Source organism: Virgibacillus ainsalahensis (assembly GCF_055380755.1).
In genome coordinates this window covers 3,056,025-3,075,773 of record NZ_AP043943.1, presented here as the reverse complement: position 1 = coordinate 3,075,773, position 19,749 = coordinate 3,056,025, and the positions used below count along the sequence as shown (strand labels likewise).

Genomic DNA, 19,749 nt, shown 5'->3' with positions numbered 1-19,749 from the left:
ATTATCACTCCAGGGAAGACTGTAATTTATTTATAAATGGGTTGATTGCATTTGATTTTGTTGCAAAACTTGCTTTATTAACAATTAACCGGGTACTGATATTCTCGATTTCCTCAAGAATTGCCAATCCGTTTTCTTTAATGGTTGTTCCTGTTTCAACAATATCGACAATATAATCCGCCAATCCGATGAGGGGCGCTAATTCTACGGATCCATTTAGTTTTACGGTTTCAATAGGCTGACCTGATTTTTGGAAATGGCTTTTTGCAATGCTTGGATATTTTGATGCAATTGTAAGTTTTTGGTTTCTCTTTAATTCCTGACCCTCTTTACCTGCAACGACAAATCTGCATTTTCCAAGTTTCAGATCAAGCATTTCATATATATCCACCTGTGCTTCCAGAATATTATCTTTTCCTACAATACCAATATCAGCTGCCCCTTTTTCTACATATGTTGGCACATCGACAGCTTTTACAGTAATTAATTTAATGTTTCTCTCCGTATTGTAAAAGATAAGTTTTCTGCTTTTCTCGTGGAAATCAGGAAACTGGATACCTGCTTTTTCCAATAGAGCAATCGTGCTTTCTGCTGTTCTGCCTTTAGCCAATGCCAATGTTATATAATCCACTTAGTTTCCTCCTTTGCGATCCTGTAACAGTGAAACAAGCTCATCCAGCTGAACGAATATCTCTCTTCTATCATGGGAAATCAGCAGGTTTTGCCCATTCTGATAATAGATTTTGTTTGTTGCCAAAGTTGCATCGTCAGCCATTGTACCGGTTCGGAAAGTAAGTACTTGGTAACCTTTGTTTCGTAGTTGATATCCTGCATTAAATGCATCTTCCTGTTTTTCTTTTTCATAAAATATAATGGCATCTGCCTGTGTGTTTTGCTGGAATGAAAGATTTTGCTGTCTGCGGGCAAGCAGGAGATCATCAATGTCAAATGCAAAACCGATAGCCGGCATAGGTTTACCAAACTGTTCACCGAGATGGTCATATCTGCCTCCCATCACCACTGGTTTTCCAAAGTCTTCGACAAACCCTTGAAAAATAATTCCCGAATAATAATTCATATTATTTATTAATCCGAGATTAAATACGATGGAATCCTCGACTCCATAGTTCTTCATTACGTCATACACCTCGACAAGTGATTGCAGAAGTAGCTTCATATTTTCATTGCGAATGATTTTTTCCGCCTGCTCAATAACATCATTTGGATTTCCGTAAAGCAGAGGGATGGACTGAATTGCTGATTTTAAGTCATTATCTATTTCCAGTTTAGTAAGGAAGGGATTGATGTCAGCTAAATTTTTTGACTGAATCAGAGCTTGTAATTGTTCCAGTTCCTGTTGAGTTATAGATGCTTGTTTAATAAGTTCCTTAAAGAACCCGGCATGGCCGATTTCTAATTTGAAATTGGTGAAACCTAAATCTTTTAATGTATGGATTGCCAGCATAGCGACCTCTGCATTGTTTTCCGGGATGTTTTGCCCAAAGTACTCGACGCCTGCCTGTGTACTTTCTTTTTTGTCTGCTTGGTCAGAAGATTGACGGAAAGCATCCAGTACATAAAATAATCGCAGGTTTTCAGGTGAAATATCTTCATTGGATGCTACCATTCTTGTGATTGGAATGGTTACATCGGGCCTGAGAACTAATACACGACCGGAAGCATCGATCACTTTCAGCATCTCATCTTTATTTACGGTTCCGGTAATAGAATTATATAAATCATAATATTCAAAGGTAGATGTCCGTACTTGTTGAAATCCATATGTCGAAAAACGTTTTTTTAATGTTGTAATCAAATTATCTCTAATTTGGAAATCCTCTACGATTGTATCTCTGTCACTGCTCATTATGTAATTTTGCATGAAAAATCTCCTTCCACTAAACTTTAATGCTTTATTGCTTTATCTAATTAAAGTTATATAGTATTCTAATAAGTATAAGGAAAAAAGTCAATACTAAAGGAGAGAATTTATTATGTTTGATTATCATATACATAGCGATTTTTCAGCAGATTGTGAGACTCCGATGGAAAAAACAATAGAGCAGGCCATTTCCCTGGGACTGAAAGAGATTTGCTTCACGGAGCATGTTGATTATGATTATCCGGATACATCTATTGTTTTTGAATTTGATCTGAAGCAATACGATGTGAAAATGAAAGAGATGCAGAAGAAATATGGTGAAAAGATCCGTGTCAGAAAAGGGATTGAGGTTGGCGTGGAGCCACATCTCCTAAATAGATACAACGATCTGCTGAATAGCGAAACCGTTGATTTTGTCATCTGTTCCAAGCATACGACAGAAAGAAAGGACCTTCATTCTGGAAGTTTTTTTAAAAATAAAACAGTCGATGAAGCGTATCAAATTTATTATGAAGAGCTGCTTTATTGTATAAAAAACTATAAAAATTACAATGTGCTGGGACATCTGGATTTAGTAAAACGATATACAAAAGAAAAAAGTATGAATGATTTCCATGATCTGATCACGGAGATATTCAAGGAAATTATTCCAGATGGTAAAGGAATAGAATTGAACACGTCGGGTTTTCGCTATGGCTTGGAAAGCGGAATGCCAAGTACTGATATTTTAAAATTATATAAAGAACTTGGTGGAGAAATTATAACACTCGGGTCGGACTCACATGTGGAAACAACACTGGCTTATAACTTTGCGGAGTCACTCGAGCTGCTAGAAGCAATTGGCTTCGATTATGTGACCACATTTGAAGAAAGAACACCTGTATTTCATCCGATCCAGGATATTCGATAAAGTTTGTATCATTTCCCTGACAATGAAGACATACTGTGGGAAAAAGTGCTATAATGAAGCAATATGCAGTTCATTAAGAGAGGGAAGTTTTGTGAAGAAGAAATACATCGTAGTGCTGACATCATCCTGCATCTTATTAGTTGGGGCTATATGCCTTTTCAGTATACCGAATAAGACAAAGTCCGGGCTTTATACAGGGAGTCCAACCGTGTTTGTTCATGGCTATAAAGGAACATCTAATTCCTTCGGGTATATGCTGGAACGATTTGAAAATGAATACCAATGGGGAAATAAAGGCTTGGTATACTATGTTTCCTCAAAAGGAAGAATAAGAGATTATAATCTAAGCAAGGGAAAAGCTGAGCCTACATTTGTTCAGGTTATTTTTGAAGACAATCGGGCAAGCATTGAAGATACAACACGGTGGTTATCCACTGTTGTAAGCCATATGAAGGAAAATTATTATGTTGATACAGTTAATCTTGTCGGACACTCGATGGGAGGGCTTGTCTCATTGAGATTCATCCAGGATTATGAAGGGGAACAATACCCCGTGGTGAGCAAATTCATTGCCATTGGAAGTCCTTTTGACGGGATTTATAGTCAGGAATATTTTCAAATCCATCATGATGAAGCAGCAACAGATCTAAAACCAGATTCCCTGACGCTTGAATTACTAAGAAAAAAAACAATTCCAAATCATATTGATGTACTGAATATCGGCAGTACAGGTGACACAGTAGCTATGCCGGAAAGTGTGCAGGCTTTAAAAAAGATTGTACCAAATAATCAATATAATGAAATAATAATCGAAAACGAAGAACTTGGTCATAGTGCCTTACATGAGAACAGAAATGTGGACAAAATAATTCATTCTTTTTTGTGGCAAGGCGACCAGCAATGACTTACAATAGTAAAGGATAATAAATTTTTAAGAACGCAATTAAGAAAGGGTAAGATCATCTTACTGCATGAGGGCCTTTCGCCACAAGAATCAGGTGAAAAGTCAAGTTTTCTAAAAGGAATGATGGAAGTGACAAAAGATCATCATATATACGAAAAATTAATACGTCTGACAACCGAGAAAAATGTGATGGTGGATGAACATTTGAGAAATCATACGTACACCCATCTGGGTGGGAAGGCTGATTTCTTAGTAAAACCGGAAACATATGAACAGGTGCAAGATATCGTAAAACTGGCTAACAAAGAAAAAATAGCTTTCACTTTGCTTGGGAATGGATCAAACCTGATTGTAAAAGATGGAGGTATTCGCGGGATTGTTATGAACTTGCAGAAACTGACTGCCATTCAAATAGATGAGGGGACAGTTGTCGCCCAAAGTGGTGCCAGAATTATTGATGTTTCCAGAGAGGCTTTACGGGAGGAGCTTTCCGGACTGGAATTTGCCTGTGGTATCCCTGGTTCGGTCGGTGGAGCGCTTTTCATGAATGCAGGTGCTTATGGAGGGGAAGTGAAAGATGTTCTCACAAGCACCAAGGTAATTGACAGAGAAGGAAACCTGCTCACATTAAAAGCTGACCAGCTGGATTTGGATTACCGTACAAGTAACATCCCTGATAAGGGATATATTGTATTAGAGGCTACATTTACGTTAAAAAAAGGCGAGTATAAAGCTATTAAAGCAGTTATGGATGATTTGACGTATAAACGGGAATCAAAGCAACCATTGGAATATCCATCCTGTGGAAGTGTATTTAAACGCCCGCCGGGATACTTTGCCGGAAAACTGATTCAGGATAGTGAACTGCAGGGCAAACAGATTGGCGGTGCTCAGGTATCCCTGAAACACGCTGGTTTTATAGTAAATAGAGATGGTGCATCTGCAAAAGAGTATATTGATTTAATCCACCATGTTCAGGATACAGTAAAACAAAAATTTGGTGTCAATCTGGAACGTGAAGTAAAAATTATCGGTGAAGATTTGAAAAGATGAGCTGTGATTACCTGTGTGATTACAGCTTTTTTCTTTGGATTAGAAGAGGCTCGATGTTCGTGGAGAATGAGATGATGTTCCGTTATTGTGGCTAATGCTATCTTAAAACGGATGATATTTCCACAAGTGAAAAGAGGGCGGCAAAAGCCGGCACCTCTATAACTATTAGCTTCTGAATCTGTGTAGAAAGCTTTTTAGACGTTCGTTGCTTGAGTGCTCAATAACTTCACTTGCTGTACCTTGCTCAGCAATTACCCCCTCATCAAGAAATAATACCTTATCGGCAACATCCAGTGCGAAGTCCATTTCATGTGTTACCAGAATCATTGCCATGTCACCTTTTTTGGCAATATTCCGGATAACTTCAAGAACTTCTCCTACCAATTCCGGGTCAAGCGCGGAGGTTACTTCATCAAATAGCATTATTTTTGGCCGCATGACAAGCGCCCGTGCCATGGCTACACGCTGTTTCTGACCACCGGAAAGCTGATTTGGATAATTATCAATTTTATCTCCGAGTCCGACACTTTCCAACATTTCAATGGAAAGATCCTGGGCTTCCTTTTTATCTATTTTTTGTACATGGATCGGTGCAGTCATGCAATTTTCCAGGATTGTCATATGTGGAAACAGATTAAAATGCTGGAAAACCATGCCAATATCACCGCGTACTTCCCGTAGATGTTTTTCATTAGCTTTGACCTGCTTTTTGTCTTTTTCCATTTTCCACAAGTTTTTTCCACCTACAATAATATCACCGGAAGTCGGTTCCTCCAATGTCATCAACAGACGGATAATGGTTGTTTTACCTGACCCACTCGGACCGATAACAGCAACTTTCTCAGCGGGTTTAATCTCTAAGTCAATCCCTTTTAGTACTTGTACATCTCCAAATGATTTATGAATATCTTTATATTTAACAATTGGTTCCGTCATTCGGTCACGCTCCTTTTGAACTGTTTAGTGCTTCTTTTTTGTCAAAACTTGTGTTCATTTTCAGTTCTAATTTTTTAATCAGGACTGCAGAAGGATAACTCAATACCAGGAATAATAGTGCTACAATAGTTAATGGCTCCAGGTATGCCCAGTATTGCGCCCCGTAACTGTTTGCCAGGCTCAGGATCCCTACAACACCAATTGTTGATGCTAATGGAACTTCTTTAAACATAATAATAAAATAGTTGCCAAGCATTGGGATGGTTGGCGGTATCGCCTGGGGAAGTATGATTTTAGTCCATTTTTTACCTGTCGAGAAATTTAATGCTTTAGAGGCTTCCCATTGGCCTTTTTCTACACTTTCAATACCAGAACGATAGATTTCGCCTATGTACGTACTGAAATGTATACCAAGACCTAAAACTGCACTGGTAAATGGACTTAAGGTCATTCCAATAACAGGAATAACTGGCCATGCGAAATAAATAAAGAACAACTGTACAAGTGGCGGTGTGGAACGAATAAATTCCATAACCCATGTAACCACCCAATTCAATGGTTTGTTTGGAATTCTTCTTAAAAAGGTCCAGAAAAAACCAAAAATGAGCGCAAATACAAAACATGAGATTGTTAAGCCGACAGTTACTCCCAACCCCTGTAAAATAATTGGAAGAGCATCAATAAATGTTTCCCAGCTCCAATAAGTACTTTCCATTAACTAGCCACCCCTTTCTTGGAAATGCTTTCTGCTTTCCGTGTCAGCCAAATTAGAGGTAGTGCAAGAATAAAGTAGAAAACCAGGACCAGCATGTACACAAGTGGTGTCTGGGAAATATTGGCACTCCTGAGTATATCTCCATAATATAATATATCATGCATACCAATTAACGACACGAGGGATGTTGCCTTTAACATTTGAATAAGATAATTTCCGAACTCGGGCAGCATCATTCGTACAGCCTGTGGAAAAATGATAAGGCGCATCCGTTGGAAACGTGACATGTTAAGGGCGGTTGCTGCTTCAGTTTGTCCTTTTGCAACAGCAAGAATAGAGGTTCGAACTACTTCTGATAAATATGCTCCATAGTTCAGAGCTATTGCAATAACACCAGCCCACCAATTACTACCAAGTTGAATATTAAAGAGCATAGGAATTGCATAGTATAACCAGAATAACTGAACAATTAATGAAGTACCGCGGAAAACTTCTACATAAAAACCGGTGAATTTCCGAAGAAAAATGTTATTTGACAAACGGCATAATCCTGCAATAAATGCCATCAAGTAACCAAAGAACGCAGCGGCCAGAAGAACAGTAACTGTAATCCCAAGCCCCTGGGCAAGTTGAGGGATAATATCAATAATTGCGTTGATTGTAATCACTCCTTTATCTATTTATATCCTGAAAAGGTTGTAAACCATTATATGATTAACTACTTGTTTTATGCGGAGTTAGGAAAGTATGAAACTTTTTTAAATGCATGAGTTCGGACTATGGACTTTTGCCATAAAGGTTTGGCAAAGGCCAGGTTCTCTAAAAAAATAGGGCCAGGCCCCTAGGTGAGGGAACCGGACCCTATGGAGTCGTAAGGTTAGTTTTCGTTTACTAGCTTCATTTTCAATCTAGTGAATTAAGCTTCCCCGTTGCAAAGTTCCTCTGTTGTTACTTCACCGATTTCTACCATATTACTTTCTGCACTAAATCCATTTGTTTCATCTAAGATGTCAGCAATTGTACCGTCTTCTTTTAATTGTTCAAGCGCTTCATTGTATGCATCACGAAGCTCTGTATTATCTAAACTAAATGCAGCAGCACCGAAGCTCGGTACACCATCAATATCAGGCTGCTCGAAATTTTCCACAAGTTCCAGACCGTCTGTGTCAGCAGATTCAAATGCCATTCTGACTGTAGCTTCTGTTCCAGTAGTAGCATCAGCCCTTCCAGCCTCAACTGCTGAGAAGGTTGCTGGAATGTCAGCAACTGTTTGTATTTGATCATCGCTGACACCTTCTGATTTCAGGAATTCAACTTCAGTTGCGCCTTCCATAACCACTACTGTTGCGTCAGGATTATCAGCGATATCTGCATAGCTTTCAAGTCCCAGTGGGTTATCTGCTGCAACAACGAGGCCTTCCCCGTACTGCATTTCTGGTTCAGAAAATGCCGCATTTTCACAGCGTCCCGGCTGAATAGCCATACCTGCAGTTATAACATCAAACTGTCCTGCCTGAACGGAGGGGATGAGCTGTCCGAAATCTGCCAGTTGTGAATCCATATTATCAATTCCCAGCTCTGAAAATACTGCTCTTGCAATTTCTACCGCTGCACCCTGTAATTCTCCATCTTCTCCTTGGAATGCATAAGGCTCTTCGTTAGCAAAACCAACTGTAACGGTACCGGCTTCCTGAAGTTCGGCTAATTTATCGCCTTCACTGTTTCCGTCTTCTCCATTGTCACCGCTTTCACCGCCAGACCCTTCCTCATTGCCACCGCCGCAAGCTGCAAGCAAAATGAGTGTAAATAATAAAACGGATGTAAGTAATAATTTTTTCAACTCTACATGACCTCCCTTAAAAGTATAAAACAAATTGTTGTGCTTGATGTCCCTGGTGACTTTTCTACTAGGTATTTATCACCGAGGAAAATCGAAAAAAAAGCTGTAGAAAAGGGGAGAACTTGTCTCCAAAGCATTCATAATATAATGTTATCGGTAAATTTAGATAGTTACAAACGTAGTATTTTCCGATAATTTGCAATAAACCTTTGAATTTTAATGTAACTGTTATTACACTGGAAAATACAAAGATATACTTCATCATCTTTTTATTTACTTTAATATAATCGAAATTTGCCAGTGAATATAAAGAATAGTAAGTATTTTTACAAATATATTACAAGGGTGAGAGGGGGATTAGATCAAAGGGCGGAAGTGTTGATAGAAATGAATGGAATTAGTTGCTATACTTTACAGGTGGTTGAAGTGGACGAAGAAATAATTCATCAATTAAAGTGAGGTTTTGAAAATGTGGGGGTATATCCTTCTTTCCGTTGGTATTGCAGCAATCGTATTACTGTTATCAATGGTTACGATATCGAAAGGCTATGGCTATAAACATACGGTGGATCCTCATCCCGATGAGAAAAAGAAAGATAAATTGGATGAAGAAAAGGATGATGAAAAATGAATTTTTCTACAATAGGAACAAGTTGGATTACGCAGAGCTTTATTGATGCAGCCAAAGCATCTGGAAGAGCACAGTTACATTCGGTGTATTCCAGGTCTGAAAATACTGCAGACAATTTTGCAAAAAACAACGGGATTACTAACTCATTTACAAACATAGATGAAATGTTGGAAAATCCAACTGATTTCATCTATGTTGCATCACCGAATGTATTACATTACGAACATATTCTGAAATGCATTGCCAAAGGGAAACATGTGTTTTGTGAAAAACCAATGGTCTATACCGAAAAGCAATGGCGGGAAATAGAGGAAGCGGCTGATAGACAAGGCGTGTTTATTTTTGAAGGGTATCGTCATTTATTCTCACCAAATTATGAAACTCTTAAAAAACACCTGCCTCATATAGGGCAAGTCCGCAGTGCTATGTTACAGTATGTTCAATATTCTTCCCGGTATGATGTATATAAAGGGGGAGAGGAAGAGGTTCCCAATGTTTTTTCTAAAGAATTTGCCGGGGGTGCATTAATGGATTTGGGGGTATATCCATTAAGTATGGCAATTGATTTATTTGGGGATCCAAAAGATATTGAATATTTTCCTGTAAAGTTATCCAATGGAATTGATGGAAGCGGGACATTGATTGTAATGTATGAGGATTTCCATGTTACGATTCTGTGTTCTAAAATAGCCCAGGGCACCATTCCCTCCGAAATTCATGGGGAGGATGGATCATTAACCTTAAACCATATCGCTCCAATAGAGTCATTAAAATTATATAATCGTAAAACGAAACAAGCAGAAGAATTGGCACAAGACCAGGCAGAGTTGGATATGGTTTATCAAGTCCAGGCTTTTGCAGACATGATTGAATCAAATAACAGGACATATTATCATTTTTTGATGGAAAGAAGCCGTCAAGTGGTAAGAATGTTGGAGAAAGCAAGAAGAAAGCAAAATATATATTTCCCTGGAGAATGAAAAAAGATCTCACAACTTAGTGAGATCTTTTTGGCAGTTAAGAAACCAACATGGCGGCGTATAGCATGTCGTCACCATCTTTAATGAAAACAGCTAATTTAACCATAAGGCTGTTTTCTAAAAGATTGCGACGTAACATACCGCTGCGGAATTACACTACACTATACCTGACTATTTATGTGCCTCTTCCACACTTTCAGGATCTGGTCGTATTCCGTTTTGAAGTTGATTGATAGTGAGGCCGAAACTCATTTGCAGATGTGGATAGTCTGGAAAGTTTGTCCAGTCGCCACCCCATTCAAACCCTAAGTCTTTAGCAAGTTCAGCTACCTCAAACCAGTCGGAATCTCCGTTACCATTACCATCGTAATGAATATCCCAAATAACATTACCACTGTTGTCTATTAATGCGTAATCAATAGCCAGTCCATAGTTGTGGTAGGATTCGCCTCCCTTGGCATTCGTAACAATACTTCCGTTCATTGATCGGCCTTGTTCATATAATTCATCTTGTCTTGAAAACGAACGGGTTTCATCTGTTATAACAACATCGATATTTATTTCGGCAGCCTGTTCGATCAGCTTATTTTTATTTTTCTCAACCACTGGATGCAGCTCACTTGGAATAGGTGCATCCTCACCTAAATCTTGATGATTATTATCCGCCTGGTTATATACAATGAATAAAATCGTTAAAAATATAATAATAATAACCCATGGAATAAATGTGTCAATGATGCCTTTCATGTAAGCGAAAATCCTTTCCCTGAAAAATTACTTACTGTTCTATTTTAGCAGATAAACAGAAAATCTATAGAAAAAGATTTGGAAAAGGATAAGGCAATGAAGAAAGGAGTGAACGATTACGGTTCTTTATTTTTTCGTATAACCATACTCGACATAATTGATTGTTTTCAGACCGAAATGTCTTTTGATGGCCAGTGCTGCGCCACCGAGTGCAGAGGAGTCCTTTCCTAACTTGGATGCTCTGATTTCACGGTAATTATTTATCTTTGACTTCAATTTATCCTGTATTTTATTAATAAAGGGGGAATTGCCGTTAATGATTACCCCATTTAATATAATTTTTTCCGGGTTAAAAATATTTATGATGTTATTCAATCCAACAGCAAGGTAATCCAGATAGTTTTCAATAATCTCTTCTGTACCCTCCTGATTCAGTAATGTTTCGATTTTACTCTCTCCGGTAACAGAAGGATGTTTTTCCTTTAAGGCTTCAAGCAGTACGCTTTCTGAAGCATACAATTCCCAGCAGCCCTTGTTGCCACAAGAACATTGCCGTCCACTGGATTCTATGATCATGTGACCAATCTCTCCGGCGAATCCTTGGTAGCCGCGATATATCTTATCTTCTGAAATAATTCCCAAGCCTATACCTGAATATAATGTGATACAAAACAAATCAGAGATATGCTCATCATACACTTGCTCTGCAAAGACACTTAAGTTTGCATTATTATCGATTGTTACATTTGTCTGAAATGCTTCTTCGAGTCTGTCTTTGATGTTAATGTTTGACCATTTCTGTTTTGGAGTGAAAATAATGTCTTCCTTGTCGTTGACAATTCCATGAATTCCCACACCCACACCAACAAGTCCGATTGATGCATACTTTTGATTGAATTCTTTGATATAGGGCATTAGATTATCAATCAGTTGTTTCGTTAAATTATCAAGATTATAATCCAGAATAGGAAGATTGAGATTATAAAAGGGTTCTCCCTTCAAATTAGTGAAATATATATTCATTTGAGATTCATCAATATCAATACCGATACTATACCCGCCATTCCCGTTTATTTCCAGGAGAATTGGTTTTCTGCCCCTTGTGATGGATTCCCCTTCACTTTTTTCGATGACAATGTCTTCCTGTAGAAAATCAGCTACCTGAGCAGAAACTGTAGCTTTATTTAAACCGGTTATTCTGGCTAAATCGCTCCTTGATAAGGATATGTTCTTTATAATTTCTTCAAGTAGAATTCTTCTATTTAGCCTTTTAATATAATTTGCATCTCCTGTGTTCAAAAGAAGTCCTCCTATAATTGTAGAAATTCCTAGCATTTCTCCAGAGATGGAAAAACAAAGATTTCTCTATATTTTGTGCTGATTCAGTTTCTATTTTTTTCAGGTAAGAAAGCATAAAACCTTTGTTGCTCTTTAACGTCACAGTTGATATGAAGTGCGACATAACTGCTGGGTCTTCAGACACATGCTGTTCTGATCAGGAGTTAACGGTCCTCCGCTCTTAGCAGCCATGTTGTTTTCTTTCTGTACAAGTACAACTAGGGCCTTTCGCCACAAGAGTTGTTCAAATCCATAGTAAAAGTAATTTTATACTTGAAATATAAAACGGTTACATATATTATGTATAGTATAAGATAAATAGTTTGTTTAGTAAACAAAATAATTAACTTTAGGAAGAATCTTATTGTTTATGTTACGATCGATGATAACAACTTGACAATCTATTCTCTTAAAAATCGAAGAAAGGTTGATGTACATGAAAACATTTATTACAGATGATTTTTTGCTATATAATGAAACGGCAAAAGAATTATATCATAATACAGCAAAGAATTTACCGATAATTGATTACCACAACCATTTAAATCAAGAAGAAATTCTCCAGGATAAAAATTACGATAACCTGTCTCAAATCTGGCTGGCAGGAGACCATTATAAATGGAGAGCAATGCGTGCAAATGGTACTGACGAAGCATACGTAACAGGAGACAAAAGCGATTATGAAAAGTTTTTGGCTTGGGGGAAAACTGTACCGAATACGTTTGGTAATCCATTGTATCACTGGACACATTTAGAGTTATTAAGGTATTTTGATATTGATGAAGTATTTAATGAAGAATCAGCACCGGCTATTTGGGAAGAAGCCAATCGTAAACTGGCAACACCGGAGTTTTCCGTGAGATCTTTATTGAAAAAGGATAAAGTGGAGTTTGTTGGGACAACAGATGATCCAACAGATGATTTAGCCAGCCACATCGAATTAAGTAAAGAAGGATTCTCAGCGAACGTAAAACCATCCTTCCGACCGGACAAAGGTTTAGGTATTGATAAAGAAGATTTCCTACCATGGGTAGAAAAATTGGGGAAAGTCACAGATTCGAACATTGAAACGTATGAGGCGTTTCTTGATGCGCTGGCAAAACGTGTTGATTACTTTGACGAACACGGGTGCCGGGCTTCTGACCATGGTATCAATGTGTTGTACTATGAGGAAGCGACAAAAGAAGAGGTTTCAACTATCTTTTCAAAACGGTTGAATAAAGAGCAGCTTTCTGAAAAGGAAATGGATCAGTTTAGAACCTATACCTTGCTTACATTAGGTGAGTTATATGCAGACAAGGGTTGGGCTATGCAGCTTCATATCAGTCCATTGCGTAATAACAACAGCCGTATGTTTAAAAAATTAGGCCCGGACTCCGGCTTTGATTCCATCGGTGACCCGTTAGTTGCTGAGAAACTGTCACACTTATTGGATGCCATGGAAGCAAGAAACAAACTTCCTAAAACAATTCTATACAGCCTGAACTCCAAAGATTATAATGTACTTGCTGCAATGGCTGGAAATTATCAGAATGCAGAAATTCCTGGAAAGGTTCAGTTTGGAACTGCATGGTGGTTTAATGATACAATCGATGGTATGGAAGACCAAATGAAGACATTAGCCAATATCGGGCTGATCAGTAACTTCATTGGGATGTTAACAGACTCAAGAAGCTTCCTGTCTCTATCCCGCCATGAATATTTCAGAAGAATATTGTGTAATTTACTTGGTACATGGGTAGAAGAAGGTAAAGTTCCTAAAGATATGCCATTGCTTGAGAAGTATGTTCGCGGAATTTGCTATGAAAACGCAAAACGTTATTTTTCGCTATAAGCGATAAATAGCTAAATTCATAAACGAGGAAGGTATCTAATTATGTCAAAACAACAAATTGGTGTTATCGGTTTAGCGGTTATGGGGAAGAACCTGGCATTAAATATTGAAAGCAGAGGATATTCAGTTTCTGTCTTTAACCGTTCTTACGAAAAAACAGAAGCTTTTTTGGAAAATGAAGCAAAAGGCAAGAACTTCGCAGGGTCTGAAACCATCGAAGAATTTGTGAATTCACTTGAAAAGCCTCGTAAAATTTTACTAATGGTAAAAGCTGGTCCTGCCACGGATGCAACCATTGAATCATTGCAGCCGTATCTTGAGAAAGGTGATATTCTGATCGATGGTGGTAACACATTATACGAAGATACGATTCGCCGTAATAAAAAACTCGATGAAACCGGCATTCATTTTATTGGAACAGGAGTTTCCGGAGGAGAAGAAGGTGCGCTCAAAGGTCCATCCATGATGCCTGGCGGTCAAAAAGAAGCATATGAACTTGTTGCTCCGATATTTGAAGCAATCGCAGCAAATGTAGACGGAGATCCTTGTGTGACATACATCGGCCCTAACGGAGCCGGGCATTTTGTGAAAATGGTGCACAACGGCATCGAGTATGGAGATATGCAATTAATTGCAGAAGCATATTATATCTTAAAACATGTGCTTGGTATGGACACTAATGAACTCCATGAAGTATTTACGGAATGGAACAAAGGTGAATTGGACAGTTATCTTATCGAGATTACTTCAGATATCTTCACGAAGAAAGATGATGAAACAGGTAAACCACTTGTAGATGTAATTATGGATAAAGCTGGACAAAAAGGTACAGGAAAATGGACAAGTAAGAATGCGTTGGACTTAGGTGTCCCACTTCCGTTAATTACAGAATCTGTATTCGCCCGCTTCATTTCTTCATTGAAAGATGAACGTGTGAAAGCAAGTAAAGTGTTGAATGGACCAACACCTCAGAAACATGACGGTGATAGAAAAGAACTGATCGAAGCGGTAAGAAAAGCATTATATATGAGTAAGATTGTTTCCTATGCTCAAGGTTTTGCACAGATGCGTGCAGCTTCACAGGAAAATGGTTGGGATCTTCAATATGGAGACATTGCCATGATTTGGCGTGGAGGATGTATTATTCGTGCAAACTTCCTGCAAAAAATTAAAGAAGCATATGACCGTGAACCGGAATTATCAAATCTGTTGCTGGATCCTTACTTCAAAGAGGTTGTGGAAGGATATCAATCCGCTTTACGTGAAGTTGTTTCGGTAGCAGTTAAAAATGGTATTGCTGTTCCAACATTTGCAAGTGCAATTGCTTACTATGACAGCTATCGTTCAGAAGATTTGCCGGCTAACCTGATTCAAGCACAGCGTGACTACTTTGGTGCTCATACGTATGAGCGCAAGGATAAAGAAGGAGTCTTCCATACGAATTGGTTCTAAAAAAAAGCAAGCTCCCATGCTATTGGCATAGGGACTTGCTTTTTCTTTTTGACTGTTTTCTAAAAAACAGGACTGCGATTACGCTTCCCATCAAAAAGCGTTTTTGTTTATGACACAAAGTCTACGTATTCTGCCTACGCTGGTAGTGTTGTTCTGATTATCGAAAGAAAAAGTTCATAGGATCTATGTTTCATAAATATTTTCTCCCTTAACCAGAAAGTTATTCTAAGCTGCTTAAATAATGCGAGACTCCGACGGGAAAAGGAACAGTCTGAAGACCCCGCAGCGGTGATCTTCCGCGAGGAGGCTGAAGCGTTCCCCGTGGAAAGCGAGTATTTTTTTAGCAGCGCTGGACTAGCATCCATTTTGTAATGGATGAAAGGAAGTCACTGTTAGGTTACGTCGCATTTCATATCAACTATGAGGGTTAAATTCAAAAAAGCTTACGAAGAGCGTTTCTTTTAGTGTGCTATTTCTCTACTTTTACCATTGGATGGGATATGGTCCTCTGTAAGATTTAAGAAGAGGGACGGCACTTCAAGAAATCGCTTGATTGCTAAAGCGCAGGCTCCCATGACGCATGATTTGTAACCAAGATCTGAAAGAACGATTTCACGATATTGACTCACACTGGATACCAGATTACTCTTTATCCCTTCAATTGCATTTGGATACAGCTGAAGAATTCTGCTGTTTAAAACAATTGTTTCGGGATTGTATATATTAATAATGTTATTTAAACCAATAGAAAGATAGGCGATATATTGTTCCATATGTTGACTTGTGATCACATTTTTCGTGGCAATCAGCTCTTCGAAATCTTCATAGGTAACCTCGGTTTTATTCAGCTTTTCAGCTAATTGATTAAAAAAGTTTGATTCGGAAGTGTAAAGTTCCCAACAACCATGATTACCGCATTTACATTTACCTCCACCTGGCGAAATGATCATATGTCCCATTTCACCAGCATAACCGTGATAACCTTTTTGCAGTTCGCCATTAAGCATTATACCCAAACCAATCCCTGAAGACATGAGAATTGAAAGCAAATTACCGCTTTTGTGATGTTGATAAACTTTTTCTGCATATGCAGAAAGATTCGCGTTGTTTTCAATGTTAACCGTCACATTTATTTCTTTTTCCAGCTCTGCTTTAAGGTTTTTGTCATGCCATTGATACTTTGGAACGAAATTGATTTGTTCATCTTTATTTACAGTTCCATGAATTCCAATCATTATATTTATCAAACCATATTTACTGTCTTTGGATTTTTTATCATATTCTTTGATATGGTCTGACAATAATTGAATAATCTCATCATAGTTTTCCGTTTCCAGTTCAACTGTGTCACTGCAGACGGGATAACCAAGTAAATCAGATAAAGTGTATTGTATTTTTTTATAGTCAAGATCGATCCCAAGTACATAGCATGCCTTACGGTTTATTGAGAGCATGATTGGTCTTCTTCCAATAGTATTATGCTCCTGCTGCGTTTCATAGATTAATTCTTCATCAAGGAGATCAGCAACCTGGACGGAAATGGTAGCTTTATTTAAACCGGTTATTTTAGATAAATCTGCCCTTGATATCATCCCATATTCAATAATTCGTTGTAAGATGATTCCTCTATTAATCTTTTTAATATAATTCCCATCACCTGTAATCATAAGTACTCCCCCTTGTTTTCCTGTAAGACGATGATTTTTTTTCTTCGTTTATACATCCGTGCACAATCTGGCATCATAAGGATTTATTGACGTAGATATGCAACAATGATACTCTATTATTGGATATTTTAATTTGTTTAATAGACAAATTAAACAAAGTTATTCTCCTGTAGTGTAAGGGTTTACATAACAGGTAATAATGTTGGAAATTTTTAAGATTCCATCATCATTATAACAGAAAAAGGTGAGTTTGAAATGAAAATCCTTTATTTTGATTGCTTTTCTGGAATCAGCGGGGATATGACAATAGGAGCACTTGTTGATGCCGGGGCTGATTCTGAAAATATGGAAGCAGAATTACAAAAACTTCAGATACAAGATGAATACGAATTAACGTGGAAGAAAGTAGTGAAAAATGGAATTACGAGTACAAAATTTGATGTGATTTTAAAAAATGAAAAAGAGCATGAACACCATCATGAAAACGGACATGTACATAATCATGAGCATAATCATCACCACGATCACCATAATCATGGACATAATCACGGCCATCAACACCATCATCATGATCACAGATCCTATAAAGATATTGTGAAGCTCATTGAAACATCCGATTTAACGGACGCAGTGAAAGAAACGTCATTAAATATCTTTAAGAAAATTGGAGAAGCGGAAGGAAAGATTCACGGACTTCCTCTGGAGGATGTTCATTTCCATGAAGTAGGTGCAGTTGATTCTATTATTGATATTGTGGGTACAGCTATTTTAATTCATCAGTTGGATGTGGATACAGTTAAATCATCCCCTGTTCCGGTTGGTGGTGGAAAAATTCATATCGATCATGGTATATATCCAGTTCCGGCACCGGCGACACTGGAGATTTTGCAAGGCGTTCCTATAGCGGGCAGCGATATTAAAGGAGAGCTTACAACACCGACTGGAGCGGCAATTATAGCGGTGCTTGCAGAGGAATTCCGTACCCTGCCTTCCATGAAGGTGAAGGCAATCGGATATGGTGCTGGAACAAAAACGTTTAAGGACCACCCGAATGTGCTTCGCGTCGTTATAGGTGAATAAATTCTACGAAAAAGGGAGGTTAAGATAATGAAAGTTGCTTTAATCGCGCATGATAAAAAGAAAGATGATATTGTACAGTTTGCGCAAGCATATAAATATGTTCTGAAAAACCACAAGTTATTCGCTACAGGAACGACCGGGCTAAGAATCTCTGAGAATACAGGTTTATCCGTGCAACGTTTTCGGTCAGGCCCATTGGGCGGGGATCAGCAAATCGGTGCTTTGATTGCGGAGAATAAGATGGATATGGTTATATTTTTTCGGGACCCATTAACAGCGCAGCCGCATGAGCCTGATATTTCTGCTTTAATGCGGCTTAGTGATGTGTACAACATTCCATTAGCTACAAATATGGGTGGTGCAGAATTGCTGATTCATGCATTGGACCGTGGTGATTTAAAATGGCGTGAAATTATTCATGAGCAGGGAAAAGAATAAACTTACGCTTGGTTAGATGTGTAAAAGTAATTGAGTGAAATTAGTCCTGTTTTTGCAATAATAATCCTTTTAATTCAAAGTTATATTCATTATAATAATTATGCAAGCACTTACATTTCATTTAATTAAATTCGGATGAAAACGCATTCGATGATAGAATAAAAAATTATAGTGAGGAGAATAAATCATGAAAAAAGTAAGATTAGGTATTATTGGACTAGGCGCGCAGGGTGATGCCTATGCAGGGTTTATCGCAGAAGGAAGAGTTTCCAACATAGAGATTGGAGCAATTTGTGATATCGATCCGGAGAAAAAAGAAGTTGCTGCAGAAAAGTACCCGGAAGTTCCATTTTATGACGATTACATTAAAATGATGGAAAGTGGAAATGTTGATGCTATCGTTACATGTGTTCCACACTATCTGCATCCGGAAATGGGTATCGAATCATTAAAAAGAGACATCCACGCATTAGTAGAAAAACCGGCTGGTGTTTATACGAAACAGGTAAAGGAATTAAACGAATTTGCAGAAACAAAGCCGGAAGTTACGTTCGGCATTATGTTTAACCAGAGAACAAACGAACTCTATCAAAAAGTAAAAGAGGTTATCGACAATGGAGAGATCGGTGAAATCCGCCGCACGAACTGGATTATCACAACATGGTGGAGACCTCAGGGCTACTATGATCAAAGTGCATGGAGAGCGACATGGGATGGCGAAGGAGGCGGCGTTCTTGTTAACCAGGCACCGCATCAGCTTGACCTCCTTCAATGGATTGCTGGAATGCCGAAGAAAGTATATTCCAATGTGAAATATGGCTATCAAAGAGATATTGCAGTAGAAGATGAAGTTACAGCAATGCTTGACTATGGAAATGGTGCTACCGGTGTATTTATTACGGCAACACACGATATAATGGGCACAGATCGATTCGAAATTCATGGAGACAAAGGGAAAATTATTGTTGATGACAGTAAAACAGTTACAATTAAACGTCTGAAAAAGCCTGAATCTGAAATGAGTGCAACAATGAGCATGAAGGATGTCGCGAGCATATTTATGGGTGGTGACACAGGAGACATTTTTGATGAAGAAGTACTGGAGTTCGAAAGCGTATGGGGCGGCCAGCATATTGCTGTAATGGAAAACTTTGCAGCAAATGTCTTAGATGGAACGCCGTTACTCGCACCAGGCAGCGACGGTATTAATGGGGTTGCATTAGCAAATGCTATCCACCTGTCCAGCTGGCTTGGAAAGGAAGTAGATCTTCCGGTTGATGAGGATCTATACTTGGAAGAATTAAACAAGAAAATTGCTGAAGAACAAAAAAACAATTAATCA

General features: G+C 38.2%; 19 protein-coding genes. 10 read left to right on the top strand and 9 right to left on the bottom strand.

Annotated elements, in window-relative coordinates:
• Positions 1–4: 4 nt before the first annotated feature.
• Both hisG and hisZ read right to left on the bottom strand, forming a co-directional pair.
• Entirely contained in the window at positions 5–631 is a 627-nt protein-coding gene (gene hisG, locus ACZ427_RS15145) for an ATP phosphoribosyltransferase (protein ID WP_461176919.1), read from the bottom strand.
• On the bottom strand, positions 632–1,882 hold the full coding sequence (gene hisZ, locus ACZ427_RS15140) for an ATP phosphoribosyltransferase regulatory subunit (protein ID WP_461176918.1): 1,251 nt from the start codon (positions 1,880–1,882) through the stop codon (positions 632–634). It abuts the gene before it with no gap.
• A 112-nt stretch (positions 1,883–1,994) separates the two neighbouring features.
• On the opposite strand from hisZ, the gene ACZ427_RS15135 reads away from it, so the two are divergent.
• From ACZ427_RS15135 to murB, 3 genes are all read left to right on the top strand, one after another.
• The gene (locus ACZ427_RS15135) at positions 1,995–2,792 is read left to right on the top strand and encodes a histidinol-phosphatase HisJ family protein (protein ID WP_461176917.1); all 798 of its coding nucleotides are present in this window, start codon (positions 1,995–1,997) and stop codon (positions 2,790–2,792) included.
• A gap of 91 nt (positions 2,793–2,883) precedes the next feature.
• Positions 2,884–3,696, top strand: a complete 813-nt coding sequence (locus tag ACZ427_RS15130) for an alpha/beta hydrolase (RefSeq protein ID WP_461176916.1) — start codon at positions 2,884–2,886, stop codon at positions 3,694–3,696.
• Positions 3,697–3,816: 120 nt separating this feature from the next.
• Positions 3,817–4,749 (top strand): UDP-N-acetylmuramate dehydrogenase, encoded by a 933-nt coding sequence (murB, locus tag ACZ427_RS15125; protein ID WP_461176915.1) that lies wholly within the window; start codon positions 3,817–3,819, stop codon positions 4,747–4,749.
• Positions 4,750–4,914: 165 nt separating this feature from the next.
• Here the strand turns inward: murB and ACZ427_RS15120 are convergent, their stop codons facing one another.
• The 4 genes from ACZ427_RS15120 to ehuB all read right to left on the bottom strand — a co-directional run bounded on the left by ACZ427_RS15120 (position 4,915) and on the right by ehuB (position 8,240).
• Entirely contained in the window at positions 4,915–5,685 is a 771-nt protein-coding gene (locus tag ACZ427_RS15120; protein ID WP_461176914.1) for an amino acid ABC transporter ATP-binding protein, read from the bottom strand.
• 4 nt (positions 5,686–5,689) lie between these two features.
• On the bottom strand, positions 5,690–6,400 hold the full coding sequence (ehuD, locus tag ACZ427_RS15115) for an ectoine/hydroxyectoine ABC transporter permease subunit EhuD (RefSeq protein WP_461176913.1): 711 nt from the start codon (positions 6,398–6,400) through the stop codon (positions 5,690–5,692).
• Positions 6,400–7,059 carry an amino acid ABC transporter permease gene (locus ACZ427_RS15110; RefSeq protein ID WP_461177065.1) on the bottom strand — a complete coding sequence of 220 codons (660 nt, stop codon included), beginning with the start codon at positions 7,057–7,059 and terminating at the stop codon, positions 6,400–6,402. The genes ehuD and ACZ427_RS15110 overlap by 1 nt, the downstream gene beginning before the upstream one ends.
• A gap of 257 nt (positions 7,060–7,316) precedes the next feature.
• On the bottom strand, positions 7,317–8,240 hold the full coding sequence (ehuB, locus tag ACZ427_RS15105) for an ectoine/hydroxyectoine ABC transporter substrate-binding protein EhuB (RefSeq protein WP_461176912.1): 924 nt from the start codon (positions 8,238–8,240) through the stop codon (positions 7,317–7,319).
• A gap of 469 nt (positions 8,241–8,709) precedes the next feature.
• On the opposite strand from ehuB, the gene ytzI reads away from it, so the two are divergent.
• Positions 8,710–8,871 (top strand): YtzI protein, encoded by a 162-nt coding sequence (gene ytzI / locus ACZ427_RS15100; protein ID WP_461176911.1) that lies wholly within the window; start codon positions 8,710–8,712, stop codon positions 8,869–8,871.
• Entirely contained in the window at positions 8,868–9,851 is a 984-nt protein-coding gene (locus tag ACZ427_RS15095) for a Gfo/Idh/MocA family protein (protein WP_461176910.1), read from the top strand. Before ytzI ends, ACZ427_RS15095 begins: the two co-directional genes overlap by 4 nt.
• Positions 9,852–10,022: 171 nt before the next feature.
• Here the strand turns inward: ACZ427_RS15095 and ACZ427_RS15090 are convergent, their stop codons facing one another.
• Both ACZ427_RS15090 and ACZ427_RS15085 read right to left on the bottom strand, forming a co-directional pair.
• Positions 10,023–10,598, bottom strand: a complete 576-nt coding sequence (locus ACZ427_RS15090; RefSeq protein WP_461176909.1) for a M15 family metallopeptidase — start codon at positions 10,596–10,598, stop codon at positions 10,023–10,025.
• Between the two features lie 126 nt (positions 10,599–10,724).
• A complete protein-coding gene (locus tag ACZ427_RS15085; protein WP_461176908.1) occupies positions 10,725–11,897 on the bottom strand; it encodes an ROK family transcriptional regulator in 1,173 nt (390 codons plus the stop codon).
• Between the two features lie 475 nt (positions 11,898–12,372).
• Here ACZ427_RS15085 and uxaC point away from each other — a divergent pair, with 475 nt between their 5' ends.
• Both uxaC and gndA read left to right on the top strand, forming a co-directional pair.
• On the top strand, positions 12,373–13,770 hold the full coding sequence (uxaC, locus tag ACZ427_RS15080; RefSeq protein ID WP_461176907.1) for a glucuronate isomerase: 1,398 nt from the start codon (positions 12,373–12,375) through the stop codon (positions 13,768–13,770).
• Positions 13,771–13,812: 42 nt separating this feature from the next.
• Positions 13,813–15,222 (top strand): NADP-dependent phosphogluconate dehydrogenase, encoded by a 1,410-nt coding sequence (gene gndA / locus ACZ427_RS15075; protein WP_461176906.1) that lies wholly within the window; start codon positions 13,813–13,815, stop codon positions 15,220–15,222.
• Between the two features lie 461 nt (positions 15,223–15,683).
• Here the strand turns inward: gndA and ACZ427_RS15070 are convergent, their stop codons facing one another.
• Positions 15,684–16,889: an ROK family protein gene (locus ACZ427_RS15070; protein WP_461176905.1), complete on the bottom strand. Its 1,206-nt coding sequence runs from the start codon at positions 16,887–16,889 to the stop codon at positions 15,684–15,686.
• A 255-nt stretch (positions 16,890–17,144) separates the two neighbouring features.
• On the opposite strand from ACZ427_RS15070, the gene larC reads away from it, so the two are divergent.
• The 3 genes from larC to ACZ427_RS15055 all read left to right on the top strand — a co-directional run bounded on the left by larC (position 17,145) and on the right by ACZ427_RS15055 (position 19,746).
• Entirely contained in the window at positions 17,145–17,969 is an 825-nt protein-coding gene (larC, locus tag ACZ427_RS15065; protein WP_461176904.1) for a nickel pincer cofactor biosynthesis protein LarC, read from the top strand.
• Positions 17,970–17,996: 27 nt separating this feature from the next.
• A complete protein-coding gene (gene mgsA / locus ACZ427_RS15060) occupies positions 17,997–18,407 on the top strand; it encodes a methylglyoxal synthase (protein ID WP_461176903.1) in 411 nt (136 codons plus the stop codon).
• A 187-nt stretch (positions 18,408–18,594) separates the two neighbouring features.
• Positions 18,595–19,746, top strand: coding sequence for a Gfo/Idh/MocA family protein (locus ACZ427_RS15055; protein WP_461176902.1), 1,152 nt, complete (start codon positions 18,595–18,597; stop codon positions 19,744–19,746).
• Positions 19,747–19,749 lie beyond the last annotated feature (3 nt).